General features: G+C 71.9%; 15 protein-coding genes. 5 read left to right on the plus strand and 10 right to left on the minus strand.

Annotated features, from left to right (window positions below; genetic code table 11):
* Positions 1-225: 225 nt before the first annotated feature.
* On the plus strand, positions 226-1,608 hold the full coding sequence (locus tag ACIRG6_RS01140; RefSeq protein WP_364677750.1) for a cysteine desulfurase/sulfurtransferase TusA family protein: 1,383 nt from the start codon (positions 226-228) through the stop codon (positions 1,606-1,608).
* Positions 1,609-1,731: 123 nt separating this feature from the next.
* Here ACIRG6_RS01140 and ACIRG6_RS01145 read toward each other — a convergent pair whose 3' ends face one another.
* Positions 1,732-2,706 carry a carbohydrate kinase family protein gene (locus ACIRG6_RS01145; RefSeq protein ID WP_350718760.1) on the minus strand — a complete coding sequence of 325 codons (975 nt, stop codon included), beginning with the start codon at positions 2,704-2,706 and terminating at the stop codon, positions 1,732-1,734.
* Positions 2,707-2,839: 133 nt separating this feature from the next.
* On the opposite strand from ACIRG6_RS01145, the gene ACIRG6_RS01150 reads away from it, so the two are divergent.
* Positions 2,840-3,049, plus strand: a complete 210-nt coding sequence (locus ACIRG6_RS01150) for a hypothetical protein (protein WP_364677748.1) — start codon at positions 2,840-2,842, stop codon at positions 3,047-3,049.
* A gap of 117 nt (positions 3,050-3,166) precedes the next feature.
* Positions 3,167-4,705, plus strand: coding sequence for a hypothetical protein (locus ACIRG6_RS01155; RefSeq protein ID WP_365020661.1), 1,539 nt, complete (start codon positions 3,167-3,169; stop codon positions 4,703-4,705).
* Positions 4,706-4,816: 111 nt separating this feature from the next.
* Here the strand turns inward: ACIRG6_RS01155 and ACIRG6_RS01160 are convergent, their stop codons facing one another.
* Positions 4,817-5,173, minus strand: coding sequence for an iron-sulfur cluster assembly accessory protein (locus ACIRG6_RS01160; RefSeq protein ID WP_030405042.1), 357 nt, complete (start codon positions 5,171-5,173; stop codon positions 4,817-4,819).
* Between the two features lie 251 nt (positions 5,174-5,424).
* On the opposite strand from ACIRG6_RS01160, the gene nadA reads away from it, so the two are divergent.
* Positions 5,425-6,609: a quinolinate synthase NadA gene (gene nadA / locus ACIRG6_RS01165; RefSeq protein WP_239771457.1), complete on the plus strand. Its 1,185-nt coding sequence runs from the start codon at positions 5,425-5,427 to the stop codon at positions 6,607-6,609.
* A 58-nt stretch (positions 6,610-6,667) separates the two neighbouring features.
* Here the strand turns inward: nadA and ACIRG6_RS01170 are convergent, their stop codons facing one another.
* Both ACIRG6_RS01170 and ACIRG6_RS01175 read right to left on the minus strand, forming a co-directional pair.
* Positions 6,668-7,456 carry an SDR family oxidoreductase gene (locus tag ACIRG6_RS01170; protein WP_364684566.1) on the minus strand — a complete coding sequence of 263 codons (789 nt, stop codon included), beginning with the start codon at positions 7,454-7,456 and terminating at the stop codon, positions 6,668-6,670.
* The gene (locus ACIRG6_RS01175; RefSeq protein ID WP_318218248.1) at positions 7,453-8,550 is read right to left on the minus strand and encodes a 3-oxoacyl-ACP synthase III family protein; all 1,098 of its coding nucleotides are present in this window, start codon (positions 8,548-8,550) and stop codon (positions 7,453-7,455) included. Before ACIRG6_RS01175 ends, ACIRG6_RS01170 begins: the two co-directional genes overlap by 4 nt.
* A gap of 70 nt (positions 8,551-8,620) precedes the next feature.
* Between ACIRG6_RS01175 and ACIRG6_RS01180 the strand changes: the two genes are divergently transcribed.
* Complete coding sequence (locus ACIRG6_RS01180; protein WP_318218249.1) at positions 8,621-9,376, plus strand: SDR family NAD(P)-dependent oxidoreductase; 756 nt, start codon at positions 8,621-8,623, stop codon at positions 9,374-9,376.
* Between the two features lie 62 nt (positions 9,377-9,438).
* On the opposite strand, the gene ACIRG6_RS01185 is transcribed toward ACIRG6_RS01180, so the two are convergent.
* The 6 genes from ACIRG6_RS01185 to ACIRG6_RS01210 all read right to left on the minus strand — a co-directional run bounded on the left by ACIRG6_RS01185 (position 9,439) and on the right by ACIRG6_RS01210 (position 15,702).
* Positions 9,439-10,644 (minus strand): cytochrome P450, encoded by a 1,206-nt coding sequence (locus ACIRG6_RS01185; protein WP_318218250.1) that lies wholly within the window; start codon positions 10,642-10,644, stop codon positions 9,439-9,441.
* Positions 10,641-11,882, minus strand: a complete 1,242-nt coding sequence (locus tag ACIRG6_RS01190) for a phthiocerol/phthiodiolone dimycocerosyl transferase family protein (protein ID WP_350725627.1) — start codon at positions 11,880-11,882, stop codon at positions 10,641-10,643. The genes ACIRG6_RS01185 and ACIRG6_RS01190 overlap by 4 nt, the downstream gene beginning before the upstream one ends.
* A 232-nt stretch (positions 11,883-12,114) precedes the next feature.
* Positions 12,115-12,771, minus strand: coding sequence for a response regulator transcription factor (locus ACIRG6_RS01195; protein WP_318218252.1), 657 nt, complete (start codon positions 12,769-12,771; stop codon positions 12,115-12,117).
* Positions 12,772-13,019: 248 nt separating this feature from the next.
* Positions 13,020-13,253 carry a ferredoxin gene (locus ACIRG6_RS01200; protein ID WP_381688331.1) on the minus strand — a complete coding sequence of 78 codons (234 nt, stop codon included), beginning with the start codon at positions 13,251-13,253 and terminating at the stop codon, positions 13,020-13,022.
* On the minus strand, positions 13,250-14,614 hold the full coding sequence (locus ACIRG6_RS01205) for a cytochrome P450 (RefSeq protein ID WP_318218253.1): 1,365 nt from the start codon (positions 14,612-14,614) through the stop codon (positions 13,250-13,252). The genes ACIRG6_RS01200 and ACIRG6_RS01205 overlap by 4 nt, the downstream gene beginning before the upstream one ends.
* Positions 14,611-15,702, minus strand: a complete 1,092-nt coding sequence (locus tag ACIRG6_RS01210) for a terpene synthase family protein (protein WP_239771469.1) — start codon at positions 15,700-15,702, stop codon at positions 14,611-14,613. Before ACIRG6_RS01210 ends, ACIRG6_RS01205 begins: the two co-directional genes overlap by 4 nt.
* Between the last annotated feature and the right edge of the window lie 7 nt (positions 15,703-15,709).

The following is a 15,709-nucleotide window of genomic DNA, read 5'->3' on the forward strand; positions in this document are numbered from 1 at the left end:
AAACCCTAGCCGACGCCCTCCGGGGGGTCGCGGGGAGGGTGGCATACGCGCCGGGGGTCACTCTTTAAGGGTGGGATGGAGGGCCTACGGGGGTGGGAGCTGCGGTTGTTCGGCGGCTGACGGGGCGTCGTGGCCGTTCGCGCCCACGCGGCGGAGCCGCATGTCGGACACAGCCCCGCGCCCCCTGACGGGGCGCTGCACCACCCGGCGTTCTAGCGTTGCTGTGTGGCCTACTTCGATGCTGCTTCCGCTGCTCCCCTCCATCCCGTTGCCCGGCAGGCCCTGTTGGCCTCGCTCGACGAGGGGTGGGCCGATCCTGCCCGGCTCTACCGGGAAGGGCGGCGGGCCCGTCTGCTGCTCGATGCCGCCCGGGAGGCCGCCGCCGAGGCGGTGGGGTGCCGGGCGGACGAGTTGGTGTTCACCCCGTCGGGGACGCGGGCGGTGCACACGGGGGTGGCCGGTGCGCTGGCGGGGCGGAGGCGCGTCGGACGCCACCTGATCGTGTCAGCGGTCGAACACTCCTCCGTGCTGCACGCGGCCGAGGTCCACGAGCAGGACGGCGGCACCGTCACCCAGGTCCCCGTGGACCGGACGGGGGCGGTCGACCTGGCGGCGTACGCGGCGGCCCTGGGCGGCGACACCGCGCTGGCCTGTCTCCAGTCGGCCAACCACGAGGTGGGCACCGAGCAGCCGGTGGCGGAGGTGGCGGAGGCCTGCCGGGCCGCGGGGGTGCCGCTGCTGGTGGACGCGGCCCAGTCGCTGGGCTGGGGGAAGGTGGCGGGCGACTGGTCGCTGCTCACGGCGAGCGCCCACAAGTGGGGCGGGCCGTCGGGGGTCGGCCTGCTGGTCGTGCGCAAGGGCGTGCGGTTCGCGCCGCAAGGGCCCGGGGACGAGCGGGAGTCGGGCCGGGCGCCCGGTTTCGAGAACCTCCCGGCGATCGTGGCCGCGGCGGCGTCGCTGCGGGCGGTACGGGCCGAGGCGGCCGAGGAGGCGGCCCGGCTGCGGGAGCTGACGGAGCGGGTCCGGGCACGCGTGCCGGCGCTGGTGCCGGACGTGGAGGTGGTCGGTGATCCGGCGCGCCGGCTGCCCGGCGTCGTCACCTTCTCGTGTCTCTATGTCGACGGGGAGACCTTGCTGCACGAGCTGGACCGGGCGGGCTTCTCGGTCTCGTCCGGCTCGTCCTGCACGAGCAGCACCCTGACGCCGAGCCATGTCCTGAGGGCGATGGGCGTGCTCAGCGAGGGCAACGTCCGGGTGTCGCTGCCGCCGGGGACACCGGCCGAGGACGTCGAACGGTTCCTGGAGGTGCTGCCGGGCACCGTGGCCGCGGTCCGGGAGAAGCTGGGGGCGCCCACGGGGACGGAGGCCGTCCGGGAGACGGCGGCCGACCTCGTCGTGGACGCGATCGGCCGCCGCTGCCCCATTCCGGTGATCGAACTGGCCAAGGTCATCGCCGACGTCCCCGTCGGCGGCACGGTCCGCGTCCTCTCCGACGACGAGGCGGCCCGCCTGGACATCCCGGCGTGGTGCGAGATGCGGGGCCAGGAATACCTGGGCGAGGAGCCGGCGGACAAGGGGAGGGCGTACTTGGTCCGCCGGGCGGGTTGACGCCGCAAGGGGCGCGGGGCTGTGCCGGCATGGGCTCCGCCGCGTGGGCGCGACCAGCCCCCGCACACCCGCACCCGACGACGCACCTCCAGGGGCAGCCCCTTGGTCGCCCCGCTCACCACGTCAGCGCAGGTGCGCCTGCACCTCGACGGCGGCCTCGTCCCCGTACGCCTTGGTGAACCGCTCCATGAAGTGCCCCCGCCGCAGCTGGTACTCCTGAGTGCCCACCGTCTCGATGACCAGCGTGGCGAGCATGCACCCGACCTGCGCCGCCCGCTCCAGCGACACCCCCCACGCCAGTCCCGACAGGAACCCCGCGCGGAAGGCGTCGCCGACGCCCGTGGGGTCGGCCTTGCGCTCCTCGTCCGGGACGCCGACCTCGATGGTCGCCTCGCCGGCCCGCTCGATCCGCACGCCCCGCGCGCCGAGGGTGGTGATGCGGTGGCCGACGCGGCCGAGGATCTCCTCGTCCGTCCAGCCGGTCTTGGTCTCGATGAGCCCCTTCTCGTACTCGTTGGAGAAGAGGTAGGTCGCCCCGTCCAGCAGTATCCGGATCTCGTCGCCGTTCATCCGGGCGATCTGCTGGGAGAAGTCGGCGGCGAAGGGGAGGGAGCGGGCGCGGCACTCCTCGGTGTGCCGGAGCATCGCCTCCGGGTCGTCGGCGCCGATGGAGACCAGGTCGAGGCCGCCCACGCGGTCGGCGACGGTCTTGAGCTCGATGAGGCGGGCCTCGCTCATCGCGCCCGTGTAGAAGGAGCCGATCTGGTTGTGGTCGGCGTCGGTCGTGCAGACGAAGCGGGCGGTGTGCAGCGTCTCGGAGATGCGCACCGAGTCGGTGTCGACGCCGTGCCGCTCCAGCCAGGCGCGGTACTCGTCGAAGTCGGAGCCCGCGGCGCCGACCAGGACCGGACGGGTGCCGAGCTGGCCCATGCCGAAGGCGATGTTCGCGGCGACACCGCCGCGGCGCACGTCGAGCTTGTCCACCAGGAAGGAGAGCGAGACCGTGTGCAGCTGGTCCGCGACGAGCTGGTCGGAGAAGCGGCCGGGGAAGGTCATGAGGTGGTCGGTGGCGATGGAGCCGGTGACTGCGATGCGCACGGCGTGGACTCTCTCCTGCGGGGAGGCGGGGTTGACAGTTCACGCTACCCGGCGGCGCGCCGTCTCCGAAGCAGGCGAAACTACCCGATAGTAGAACTTCCTACGCCGTCCGGAACGTGCCTACGGTTCCCTTATGACGAACCCGAAGACCGTCGCACCCGCCCCGGCCGACCTGGAGGGCGATCTGGCGTCGCTGCGCGGCGACTGCGCCCGGATGGCTTCCCGCTGGTCGCCGCCCGTACGGGTGTCCGCCCGCCCCGTCCCCCTGTCGATGATCCACGGCGTGCGGGTGCCGGGGACGTCGGCCCGGTTGCTGGAGGCGATGGAGGACTACGGCGACTAGGACCCGCCCCTCCGGCGCTCCCGCGGCCGTTCAGGTGACACGCGCCGCCGAGGGGAACCGGATCCTCACCCACCGCGTCCCATCGCTGTCCCCAGCAACAGCCGAAGGAGCGATGCGGTGAACACCGAGCGACCCGACAACGACGACGCCCCGGCCGCCGACGAGGCCGGCACCGGGCGTCCCGAGCGGCGGCGTCCCCCGGCGGTCGCCGTCGCGTCCGTCGCCGCTGCCATGCTGCTCGTGGGGGGCGGCGGGGCGTATCTGGCCACGTCCGCCTCCGGTGGCGGCTCGGACGGCGGTACGTCATCGGGGGCGCCGGGCGACGACACTCCGCCGCCGCTCGCCCTCGACGGCTACGGAGCACCGCCCCCGGGCGGCCCGGGCGGCGGTGACACGAACGGCATCGCGCCCGGCGAGCCCAACCCGTACGGCGTCACCTACCGCGCCGGCGGCCCGCTCCCCGAGGGACCCGGCTCGGCGCCCGTGTACCGGGCGAAGGACGAGGTCGGCCGGGCGGAGGTGGCCCGCCTGGCGAAGGCCCTCGGCATCGACGGGGCGCCGCGGCTCCAGGGCGAGGCCTGGAAGGCCGGAAACGCCAAGGACGGTGCGGGCCCGCTGCTCACCGTGAGCCGGCAGGCGCCGGGCACCTGGACGTTCCAGCGCTACACGCCCGGCACCGACGACTGCAAGAAGGGCGCCGTGTGCAAGGCGCCGTCGGCCGACGGGACACCGGTGAGCGAGGCGGCCGCGAAGAAGGCGGCGGCTCCGGTGCTGAAGGCGCTGGGCCAGGACGACGCCAAGCTGGACGCGGGCCAGGTCATGGGTGCCCGGCGGGCCGTGAACGCCGACCCCGAGGTCGGGGGGCTGCCGACGTACGGCTGGACGACCGGCGTGGTCGTCGGCGCGCGGGGCGAGGTGGTCGGCGGCAGCGGCCGGCTGGCGGCGCCGGTCAAGGGGGACACGTATCCGGTCCTCGACGCCAGGGAGACGCTGGCGCTGCTGAACTCGCCGGGCGGCGGCCCCCGGGCCGGCATCGGCGGCTGCGCGGGGCCGGTGCCGCTGGAGGAGGGCACGCGGGAGGCGCCGTGCGAGCCGTCCACGGCGACGGGCGCACCGGGGAAGCCGGAGAAGCCGGAGACCTCCGACCGGCAGACGATCACGGTCCGGGAAGCGGTGTTCGGGCTGGCCGCGCATCCGGTGCGGGGGCGGCCGACGCTGGTGCCGTCCTGGCTGTTCGAGGTGCGCGCGCCGGGCACCGCGGACCCCTTCACGGTGACGTATCCGGCCGTCGACCCGAAGTACCTGACCTCCCCCGCCCCGTCCCCGTCCGACGGGCCGACCTCGGCACCTGCGTCGCCCCAGGACGTGCGGGTGAGCGGCTGGACGGCCGAGGGCACCGAGCTGACCGTGCACTTCAGCGGCGGGGTGTGCGCCGACTACGACGCGGCGGCGAAGGAGGACGCGGGGCGGGTGACGGTCACGGTGACCGAGACGCCGCATCCGGACCGGATCTGCATCCTGATCGCCAAGGAGTACGAGCGGACGGTGACGCTCGACAAGCCGCTCGGCGACCGGAAGGTCGTGGGGACGGACGGCAAGGAGATCCCGGTGTTCAAGCCCGGCGCGCGGCTTCCGGCACCCTCCGGTCACCGCTGACGCCCACCGGCTGGACGCCGTCGGCCGAAAAGGGCGGCCGGAGAGCCGAAAAGGGGCGGCGGCCCGGGGGAGAACCCCCGGGCCGCCGCCCTTCGCACGGTGTCGCGCGGCTCAGCTGAAGGAGTCGCCGCAGGCGCAGGAGCCCGTCGCGTTCGGGTTGTCGATCGTGAAGCCCTGCTTCTCGATCGTGTCCACGAAGTCGATGGTGGCACCGCCGAGGTACGGGGCGCTCATGCGGTCGGTGGTGACCTTGACCCCGCCGAAGTCCTTCACGACGTCGCCGTCGAGCGAACGCTCGTCGAAGAAGAGCTGGTAGCGCAGGCCGGAGCAGCCGCCGGGCTGGACGGCGACGCGCAGCGCCAGGTCGTCACGGCCTTCCTGGTCGAGCAGGGCCTTGACCTTGGCCGCGGCGGCGTCGGTCAGGATGATGCCGTCGGTGACGGTGGTGGTCTCGTCCGATACGGACATCTACATCTCTCCCGGGTTGTACGGAGACTGCTTGCCGACGGTTCCAACCGACGGGGCCGCGGATTCATTCCGGGACGGACCCGTGGTGTGCTCCTCGGCCTTCTCTTCATGCTCGCACATGCCCCGGGGCGCGGACAGCGGCTCGGGGACCGGGATTCACGTCACATCGACATGAGCGGCATCGTCAAAGTGACGTGAAGCGGTTATGATATATAGCGTCAGTTCGACGAAAAGTAGAAAGGGTGCGTGTCGTGACCACCGCCCAGCCCCAGGAGCTCGACGTGCAGCCGACGCCCCTCGCCCTGTTGCTGCTCGGCCGCGAGGCCGACCCGAGGAGCGAGCGCGGCGTGGAGTGCCCCGGCGACCTGCCCTCGCCCTCCGACCCGGACCTGGTCGCGCGCGCCCGTGCGGCCAAGGAGAAGCTCGGGGACAAGGTCTTCGTCCTCGGACACCACTACCAGCGCGACGAGGTCATCCAGTTCGCGGACGTCACGGGCGACTCCTTCAAGCTGGCCCGGGACGCCGCCGCGCGCCCCGAGGCCGAGTACATCGTCTTCTGCGGCGTCCACTTCATGGCGGAGTCGGCGGACATCCTGACCTCCGACGACCAGAAGGTGGTCCTGCCCGACCTCGCGGCCGGCTGTTCCATGGCGGACATGGCCACCGCCGAGCAGGTCGCCGAGTGCTGGGACGTGCTGACCGAGGCCGGGATCGCCGAGCAGGTCGTGCCCGTCTCGTACATGAACTCCTCGGCGGACATCAAGGCGTTCACCGGGAAGCACGGCGGCACCATCTGCACCTCCTCCAACGCCGAGCGGGCCCTGAACTGGGCCTTCGAGCAGGGCGAGAAGGTGCTGTTCCTGCCCGACCAGCACCTGGGCCGCAACACCGCGGTGCGGGACATGGGCATGTCCCTGGAGGACTGCGTCCTCTACAACCCGCACAAGCCGAACGGCGGGCTGACGGCCGAGGAACTGCGCGCCGCGAAGATGATCCTGTGGCGCGGTCACTGCTCGGTGCACGGCCGCTTCAGCCTGGACTCGGTGAACGACGTGCGCGAGCGCATCCCGGGCGTGAACGTCCTGGTCCACCCCGAGTGCCGGCACGAGGTCGTGGCCGCGGCGGACTACGTCGGCTCGACCGAGTACATCATCAAGACCCTGGAGGCGGCCCCGGCCGGTTCCAAGTGGGCGATCGGCACCGAGCTGAACCTGGTCCGGCGGCTGGCGAACCGTTTCGCCTCCGAGGGCAAGGAGATCGTCTTCCTCGACAAGACGGTCTGCTTCTGCTCGACGATGAACCGGATCGACCTGCCGCACCTGGTCTGGGCGCTGGAGTCCCTCGCCGAGGGCACCCTGGTCAACCGGATCGAGGTCGACCAGGAGACCGAGGCGTTCGCGAAGCTGGCGCTGGAGCGGATGCTGGCGCTGCCGTAGCCTCCGCCGTCCGGGCCGGCCCGCCGGCCCGGACTCCCCGGCGGGCGGCCCCGCTCGTTCAGGCGGGGTGACCGCAGAAGGGCGCGGAGATGCTCAGTCCGCCGTCGACCACCAGGTTCTGGCCGGTGATGTACTCGGCGGCGGGCGACAGCAGGAAGTCCACGGCGTCGGCCACCTCCCGCGGTGAACCCGCCCGGCCCTTGGGGATGTGCGGCACGATGTCCCCGTCCGTCAGGCCCGTGGCACCGAGATAGTGGTCCAGGGAGTCCGTCCGGATCATCCCGCCGGTCACCGCGTTCACGTTGACGCCCCGGGGGGCCAGCTCGGCGGCGAAGTAGCGCACCCACGCCTCCAGGGCCGCCTTCTGCGCCCCGATGGCGGCGTAGCCGGGCATGGCGCGTCCGGCGGCGAGCGAGGACACGGCCACGATCCGGCCGCCCCGGTCCATCAGGCGGACGGCGTGCTGGGCGGCGACCACGAAGGACTGGGAGTTCATGGCGTGGCTGCGGGCGAGATGGCGCAGCTCCACCTGGTCGACGCTCTTGGCGGGGCCCGCCGCGGCGTTGGCCACCAGGTGGTCGAGGCGGCCGTGCCGGCGCTCGACGAAGTCGAACAGTTCCGCCACCGCCTCGGGGTCCTCCACGTCCGCGCGGAAGAGACTGCCCTCGCCGCCGGCCTTCTCGACCTCCTCCAGCGCGGTCCGCGCCGCCTCCTCGTCCCGCTTGTAGTTGATCACCACGTGGCCGCCGCGGCGGGCGAGCGCGCACGCCACCGCGCGCCCGATGCCCCGGGAGGCCCCGGTGACGAGGCTGACCTCGTGCGGTGCGTCCGTCTCGGGATGCGTCATGCCGCCCCCACCAGGCCGGCGCCGAAGTCCTCCGGCGCGCACCAGCGCAGCACGGTCCCGCCGTAGCTCATGCCCGAGCCGAACGACACCAGGAGGACGTCGTCGCCCGGCCGCAGCCGGCCGCTGTCCACGGCGTCCACGAGGGCCAGGATCACGCTGGACCCACTGGTGTTGCCGAAACGGTCCGCCACCACGACGGCCTTCGACTCCGGCTGGCCCAGCTCGCGGACCAGCCTGCGCAGCAGGGTCGGGTTGGCCTGGTGGGTGACGATGAGGTCGACGTCGTCCAGCGTGGTGCCGGCCGCCTTGACCACCTGCTCCGCGAAGTCGGGCACCACGTCCAGGGCGAAGTCGCGTACGCCCCTGCCGTCCATGCGCATGTAGTTGGGCCCGCTGAAGCGGTTGGGCAGGCCGCCGGGCGGGTCCTGACGCTCCGTGAAGGCGACGTCGTACAGCTCCGGTTTGGTGCGCATCAGCGTGGGGCCGACGCCGCTGCCCTCCCGGCACGCCTCCAGCAGGTAGCAGCCGGCGCCGTCCCCGAAGATGGCGTGTCCCGTGCGGTCCTCGGGGTCCAGGCACTGGGCGACCGTGTCGGCGATGACGACGGCGACCCGGTGGTAGTCCCCGGAGCGGATGTACTTCACGCCCACGTCCAGGGCGAAGACCCCGCCCGCGCAGCCTCCGGCGTTCACGTCGAAGCCCCGGATGTCGTACAGGCCCGCCTTGCGCAGCACGGCCGCCGCCATGGCGGGGAGCATGTGGTCGGGTGTCCCCGTGCAGCAGATGACCAGGTCGATGGTCCCGGGGTCGATGTCGGCGCGCGTGCAGGCGTCCCGGAGTGCCTCGACCGCCAGGTCGGAGGTCAGCTGGCCGGGCCGGGCCACCCGGCGCGTGTGAATTCCCAGCTTTTCCCGGATCCATTCGTCGCTGGTGTCGAAGCGGGCGACGACATCCGCGTTCGACACTTCCAGATCGGGGACGTAACGTCCTATCGACCGAATTCCCACGGGCATCGGAGACGAATTTCGCACCGTCCGCACACTCCTTACGTCATTTGCGATATCGTGGGCAATCCCAAGAAATGCTTGCCGCATTCGGGCCGCTCGACCACTATGGAATCGCCCCTACCGCGGTTTTCCGCTTTCTTCCGAGGAAAGGCCTGCCATGCCTCGTCCCGTCGCTCTTGTCACCGGTGGAACCTCGGGTCTGGGTCTCGCGACCGCCGAGCGGCTGCTCGCCGACGGCGTGCGGCCGGTGCTGCTCGGACGCTCCCGGGAACGGGGCGAGCGGGCGGTGCGGCGGCTGGGTCCCGAGGCGGTCTTCGTGGCCGGGGACGTGGCCGCGGAGGGCGACGTCGAGCGGGCCGTCGGCGTCGCGGCCGAGCGCGGGGTGCTCCGGGCCGCGGTGAACTGCGCCGGCCGGGCGCACGCGGCGCGGGTCGTGGGCCGCTCGGGCCCGCACTCGCTCAAGGAGTTCGCCGACGTGGTCGAGTCGAACCTGGTGGGCACCTTCAACGTGGTGCGCCTGGCCGCCGAGCTGATGGCCCGCAACGAGCCCGTGGACGGGGAGCGGGGTGTCATCGTCAACACCGCCTCCATAGCGGCCTTCGACGGTCAGACCGGGCAGGCCGCCTACGCCGCCTCCAAGGCCGGGGTGGCGGGCATGACCCTGCCGCTGGCCAGGGATCTCGGCGGGGTCCTGATCCGGGTGGTCACCGTGGCTCCGGGCCTGTTCGACACTCCGGCGGCCGAGGTCCTGCCCGACGACAAGAGGACCGCGCTGGCCGGTGTCGTACCGCATCCGCGCAGGTGGGGCCGGGCGGAGGAGTTCGCCGAGCTGGTGGTCCACATCCTCGCCAACCGCATGATCAACGGTGAGACCATCCGGCTGGACGGCGGTCTGCGGCTGCCGTCCCGCTGAGCGCGGCCCGCTGCCACGGGGGCCGCGCCCGGCGGGTACCGACCGGCGCGGCGCCCTGGCGGCTACCACGCCACCGGCAGTTCCTGGCACCCGTACACGATGGCCCCGTCCCGCATCCGCACCTGCTCGGCCGGCACCGCCAGGCGCAGGTGCGGCAGCCGGTCGAGCAGCACCTGGAAACCGATGCGCAGCTCGGCCCGGGCCAGTTGCTGGGCCACGCACTGGTGCACGCCGAAGCCGAAGGCGATGTTGCCGGAGGGCACGCGTGCGACGTCGAAGCGGTCCGGCTCCTCGAAACGGTCGGGGTCCCGGTTGGCGGCGGGCAGCGACACGGTGACCGTCTGCCCGGCCCGCACCGTCTGTCCGCCGAGCTCCACGTCCTCCTTGGCGCCGCGCGAGATGCCGAACTGGATGACGGTCAGATAGCGCAGGAGTTCCTCGACGGCACCGCTCATCAGGCCCTCGTCGGCGCGCAGGGCGGCGAGCTGGTCCGGGTGGGTCAGCAGGGTATAGGTGCCCAGCGAGAACATGTTGGCGGTCGTCTCGTGGCCCGCGGTGAAAAGCTGGAACGCCACACTGGTCAATTCCACGTCGCTGAGTTCGGCCGACTGCACGAGCCCGCTCAGCAGGTCGTCGGCCGGCTCCTTGCGTTTCGTCGCGACGACGTTCGCGAGGAATTCGAAGATGATGCGGTAGCACTCCTTCACCTCGTCGGCGGAGGAATCGATGCGCAGCATCTTCTCGGAGACCGGCTGGATTTCCTGCCAGTCGCCGTACTGGATTCCCAGCAGGTCGCAGATGACCCGGGACGGCAACGGCATGGCGAACGCGGTGACGAGGTCGGCGGTGGTCGCGCCGTCCGCCTGCATCCGGTCGACCAGTTCGTGCGCGACCGCGGCGATCTTCGGTTCCATCTCGCGCATGCGCCGGGTGCTCAGTTCACCGGTGAGCAGCCGGCGGTACTTGGTGTGGTCCGGGGGGTCCATGCCGACGAACATGCCCGGCACGTCCTCCTCGGGCGGCTGCCCGTCGCCCAGGACGTCGTGCACCGCCGAGTGCCGGATGCGCGGGTCGGAGCTGAACCGCGGGTCGGACAGCACCTGCCGGGCGAACTCGTGCCGCGTGACGATCCATCCCTCGTGGCCGTCCGCGTAGGTCAGCGGGGCCACGGGGCAGCGCGAGCGCATCTCGGACAGCTCCGGCGGGGGGTCCAGCGGGTGGACTCGCTCCGTCGGGATACGTGGGGCCCTGGCTCCCTGCTGGGTCATGCGCGCTCCTGGTTCGTGGTGCGGGCGCGGAGCAACTCCGCGGTACGGTCCGCGAGGGCCGTGCGCTCCTGCGCGGAGAGCAGTCCCTCGGGCGAGGTGATCTCGATGCTGAGCCGGCCCCCGTAGGAGGTCACGACGAACAGCAGCAGGCCGTGCATGGTGGTCGTGGTGTAGCCGCGGAAGTCCGTCACGCGCAGGCCGGCGGGTGCCGTGAACTCCGGCAGCGGGCCGAGGTTGGTCACGACCAGGTCGACGGAGACGGGTTCGGCGGCCGCGAACTGGCCGGCCTGGAGGATGGCGCGCTCCGCCTCGCCGCTGTCGATGGCCTTGTCCAGCCGCTCCTTGATCACGCGGCCGACCTCGGTCGGGTCGGCGCCGCGCGGCACCGGGACCGACGTCTCCACGCCGCTGACGAAGTTGGTGGACTCCTCGACGGTCACCGGCGGATCGGTCCGGCCGCGCAGGTCCACCGGGCAGCCGCAGACCAGGTCGGGCGTGCCCGGATCGGGCCGCCCCTCCCGTACCGCCACGGTCGCCGCGCCGGCCACGAAGGCGTGCACCGAGCTCCCGTCGGCCCGCAGCGACGCGCGCAGCGAGGAGGTCTCGCGCGCGTCGAGCCGCAGTCGCCCGGGGACCACCGGCAGCGGCGGCGGGGACGGCGCGGCGGCCAGCGCCGCGCGCAGTGCCGCCCGGTCGACGGCGCTCTCGTCGACGCCGGCCGGGCCGCGGGTCTTCAGCAGGGTCTCGGCGGACAGCTGGGCGGGGGCCTCGGGGGCGGCGTAGGGCGGGGTCCGGCCCTCGGTGAGCGCGGTGTAGTTGCGGCACAGCTTCTCCAGCAGGGTGACGCCGCCGCGCCCGTCGATCATGCTGTGGTGCAGCACGAGGATGACGTGCGCGGTGTCCTGGCCGCGCACCAGGACGAGCCGGCACAGTCCGCGGCGGGAATCCAAGGGGCGTGCCATCTCCGCCAGGTAGGCCGATTCCCGCTCCGTCCCGGCCCCCGCGACGTCCCGGACGGTGGTCTCGGGCCGCTGTCCGGGCGGGATCCGGAAGAAGTAGCCCTTCTCGTCCCGGCCGAGGCTGCCGGTCAGCAGCGGGACGGCGTCGCACAGTGCCTCGAACGCCCGTATCAGCCGGTCCGTGTCGACGGCGCCGTCAATCGCTATGGAATAAGAACCGGACCAGTCGACAAATGCGTGATACGCCTCGCTGGGATCCAAATACCGCAGCCTCGACATCAAGCACTCATTCCCGTCGCGTCAATTCGAGCCGTACAGCGCACGCCGGCCGTTTCCGAAAGGAAGCAGGAAAAACTCTCACCGCCTGCGCGGAACCAGTATTTCCGCACGCCGACGGGGTGTCTTCGGCCTAAGAACCAGGTCCCCGGCCCGCCTCCCGGCGAGGCCGGTCGTCCTTGATCCTGGACCATGGACCAGGTGACGACCGGCCACGGCGGGGGTGCCGCCGGCGTCAGGCGCTGCGGCGCCGCAGGGGGTGGCCGTAAGGGGCGGAGAACGAGCCCAGGGCCGCGATCAGCTGGGTCCGGGTGCTGACCCCGGACTTCGCCAGCACGTTGGAGACGTGGAACTTGACGGTCTTCTCGCTGACGGACAGGGCCGCCGCGATGGCCTTGTTGGACAGTCCCTGGCACAGCAGGTTCAGGACGACGTTCTCCCGCTCGGTGAGCCGGTCCCGCAGGTGGTGGTCCACGCCCGGGGTCGCGTAGCCGGCCCGGATGGCCTGGAGCATGCATCCGGTGAGCTCCGGCGAGGCGTAACCGCCGCCCGACACGACCGCGTGCACCACGTGGACCAGCTCGTCGTTGGCCGCGTCGCGGTGGACGACACCGCACACGTTGCCCCTGACCAGATCGGCCAGTCGCTCGGGCGTCACCGTCTCGATGCCGTAGACCACGACGAGCGGGGCGTGGTGGACCGCCTTGGCCAGTTCGTGGACCGCTTCGGCGAGCCCCGCCTCCAGCAGGACGACGTCGGGCCGGTGCTCCACGACCCGCTTCACCGCCTGCCGTTCGTCCGCCGCCTCGGCGAGCACGGAGATGCCGGTGTCCTGCGAGAGCAGCGTCCGCACGCCGAATCTGGCGTGCGGGTGGTGGTCGCAGACGACCACCCGCACAGTGTCAGCTAGAGAATCGAACGACGCGTTGTGCGTGAGGCCGACCGGCAATGCGCTCCCCTACCCCGTTATCGTTACTCTTCAGTAGCGTCTGCGGGAGGCGCAAAGAAACCTTTCGTCGAAAAGTGAACCAAGTGCGCGGCGCCCCCATAACCACGGGCAGGCTAATCGAACGTCGGTGCCCCCACAAGAGAGTTCCGACGACCGGCCCGGTTTCTGCCGCGCCCACGAGGGGATCTTCGTCAGTCTTTCCCGTCTCCGTACCCGGCCTTTACCGTGGTGGACACGGAAATGGCGCCGCACGGACAGTTCTCCGAGGCGGTCCTCACCGAAAGTTCTCGGCCAGGTGGCGCGAATTGCGTCATCAATACGACCGTCCCGTCACCGTCCCGCTGGTCGAACACGTCCGGGGCGCTCAGCGCGCACATGCCCGAGCCGCAGCAGCGCTCGGTGTCCACCGTGATGCGCAGGCTCACGGGCACGCCACCGGCTTCCGGGGCCGGACCGCGCTCGCCGTCATCGGCATGTGATCGGGGTTGACCGTCGCCCACGGCATCTCCCTGACGGCGACCCCGTCGGGGAGCGTCAGCCGCCAGCGGCGGACGATCATGCCCAGGACCACGTGCATCATCGCCCAGGCGAACTGCTCGCCGATGCAGTGCCGCGGCCCCGCCCCGAACGGTGTGTACGCGCCCTTCGGCAGACTGGCGGCCGGCCGTTCCAGCCAGCGGTCCGGGTCGAAGCGCAGCGGGTCGGGGAAGAGCTCGGGGTCCCGGTGCACGGCGTACGGGCTGTAGAACAGCTCGGTGCCGGCCCTGACGTGCCCGCTGCCGAGGGGGAAGTCCCGCACGGCCCGCCGCGAGATGACCAGGATCGGCTGCCGCACCCGCATCAGCTCCTGCAGCACCCGTCGGCTGTAGGGCAGATCGCCGACGTCGGCCATCGTGAAGTCCCGGTCGCCGACGACCTCCTCGGTCTCCGCGCGCACCCGCTCCTCGATCTCCGGGTGGCGGGCGAGTTCGTAGAACAGCCAGGCCATGGCGGTGGCCGCGGTCTCCGACCCGGCCATGGTGACCGACACGATCTGGTTGCAGAGCTCCTCGTCGGTCATCCCCTTCCCGGTCTCCTCGTCCCGGGCCGCCAGCAGCATGGCGAGCATGCCGGCCCGGCCGGGTTCGGCCGTCCCCCGCCGGTAGGCCAGCATCACGCGGCTGATGGCGTCGCGGAGATCGGCGAAGGCCCTGTCGAACCGGCGGTTCATGGGCAGCGGCAGCTTCTCCAGCAGGTCGCCCGGCGACACCGTGCGCCACATGATGGCCTCCAGGACGACGGGCAGGATGCCCGCCAGTTCCTCGTGGGCCGCCCGGTCGACGACCGAGCCGAACATGGTGCGGGCCAGGATGTTGAAGGTGATGTCCCGCATGGCCTTGTCCACCGGGATCCGCGCGCCGGCCCGCCAGCCGGCCGTCTTCTCCTCCGTGACCTCGCGCATCACCTCGACGTAGCGGGTGATCTCGTCCCGGTGGAACGACGGCTTGATCATGGCCTGCTGGCGGCGGTGCTCGTCGCCGTAGGCGTGGATCACGCCGTTGCCCGTCAGCGGCCGGACCTTGTCGTAGAACCGCCCCTTGTCCAGCAGGTCCTTGCGGTCCGTGAGCAGGGTGTGGATCAGCGGCGGCGAGGTCACGAACAGGGAGGGCATGGGGCCGAGATCGACGCGCACCAGATCGCCGTGGGCGCGCAGCGAGGTCAGGAACCCCAGCGGCCCGCGCATCAGCGCCAGGGCGTGGCCCAGGCCCGGCACCCGCCCGGGGGCGGTCGCGTAGGAGGTGCTCACGCGGGGACCTCCTCGGCCCGCGGCAGCGAGCAGTAGGCGCGGTCGCTGAAGACCGTGCGGTCCCGGTGCAGCGTCAGCACGCCCGAGCGCACCCCGTTCCACCGGTGGCCCGGGCCGTTGTACCGGGACGTCAGGTACGACCACTGCAGGTTGCCGGCCATCATGTGCCACAGCGCGTCCAGATAGGCGCGGATGTCCTCGCGCCGGCCCAGTTCGCCCGCCTCGATGGCCGCGCGCGCCGCCATGAACTCGGCCCGCTTGCCGTCGACCAGGGCGAACAGCCGGTCCACGGCCTCCTGGAGGCCGAGTCCCTCGCTCAGGCGCAGTACCGACAGGGCGTTGACGTAGTCGTCCATCATCGCTTCGGCCCGGAACGAGAACATGTCGTTGGTCAGCATGATGTGGACCAGGGCCGTGTCGACGATCTCGCGCAGCTCCCGGTGGCGCCGCAGGTCCTCGGTCAGGTCGATGCCCAGTCCGTACTCGCCGAGCACGAAGTACATGCCCATGCCGACGCTGTCCTTGCGGACCTCGATGTACGTCTCGTAGTCGAACACCCGGTCCTCGGAGCGGGAGGTGATCTCATGGACGCAGCCGGCGAGGAAGCGCCGGACCTCCCCCATGAACCGGTCCCACACCGCGGGCGGCATGTCCGCGCGCATGTCCTTCCACAGCCCGTGCAGCACCGAGCCCCACGCGAAGTCGGCGCCGTCGGCCTGGTCGTCGAGGATGCCCGCCACGCGCCGGAACGTCTCCTGGGCCGCCGCCGGATCCTTGCCGATCTTCGCGCGGTCCACCATCGCGTTGTCGAACACCGAGAGGTACTCGGTGTACTTGCACAGGTGGCGCAGCCGGTCCTCGCGGGCCGTCGGCAGCACCAGACAGGTCCACAGGGAGGCGGTCTCCTCCAGGAGCAGCTCCATCTCCCGCGGGTCCGTCATCGCGAACCCCATGGCCTCCTTGACCCAGGCGTCCGACTCCGCGCGGATGTCGTCCGTGCGCGGGTGGCTGCACGCGGGCAGCAGGTAGGGGAACTCGGGCAGGTAGATCTCCGTGCCGTCCGAGAACGGCTTGGGGATGGTCGACATGGAGTCA

The sequence above is a fragment of the Streptomyces flaveolus genome (assembly GCF_044765825.1).
GTDB lineage: Bacteria > Actinomycetota > Actinomycetes > Streptomycetales > Streptomycetaceae > Streptomyces > Streptomyces flaveolus.

Excerpts from the sequence above, each read along its gene's own strand:
- ACIRG6_RS01180 (WP_318218249.1), top strand. The coding sequence starts at position 8,621 with ATGCCTCGTCCCGTCGCTCTTGTCACCGGTGGAACCTCGGGTCTGGGT.
- ACIRG6_RS01185 (WP_318218250.1), bottom strand. The coding sequence starts at position 10,644 with ATGACCCAGCAGGGAGCCAGGGCCCCACGTATCCCGACGGAGCGAGTC.
- ACIRG6_RS01170 (WP_364684566.1), bottom strand. The coding sequence starts at position 7,456 with ATGACGCATCCCGAGACGGACGCACCGCACGAGGTCAGCCTCGTCACC.
- ACIRG6_RS01210 (WP_239771469.1), bottom strand. The coding sequence starts at position 15,702 with ATGTCGACCATCCCCAAGCCGTTCTCGGACGGCACGGAGATCTACCTG.
- ACIRG6_RS01175 (WP_318218248.1), bottom strand. The coding sequence starts at position 8,550 with ATGCGGCAAGCATTTCTTGGGATTGCCCACGATATCGCAAATGACGTA.
- ACIRG6_RS01190 (WP_350725627.1), bottom strand. The coding sequence starts at position 11,882 with ATGTCGAGGCTGCGGTATTTGGATCCCAGCGAGGCGTATCACGCATTT.
- ACIRG6_RS01160 (WP_030405042.1), bottom strand. The coding sequence starts at position 5,173 with ATGTCCGTATCGGACGAGACCACCACCGTCACCGACGGCATCATCCTG.
- ACIRG6_RS01150 (WP_364677748.1), top strand. The coding sequence starts at position 2,840 with ATGACGAACCCGAAGACCGTCGCACCCGCCCCGGCCGACCTGGAGGGC.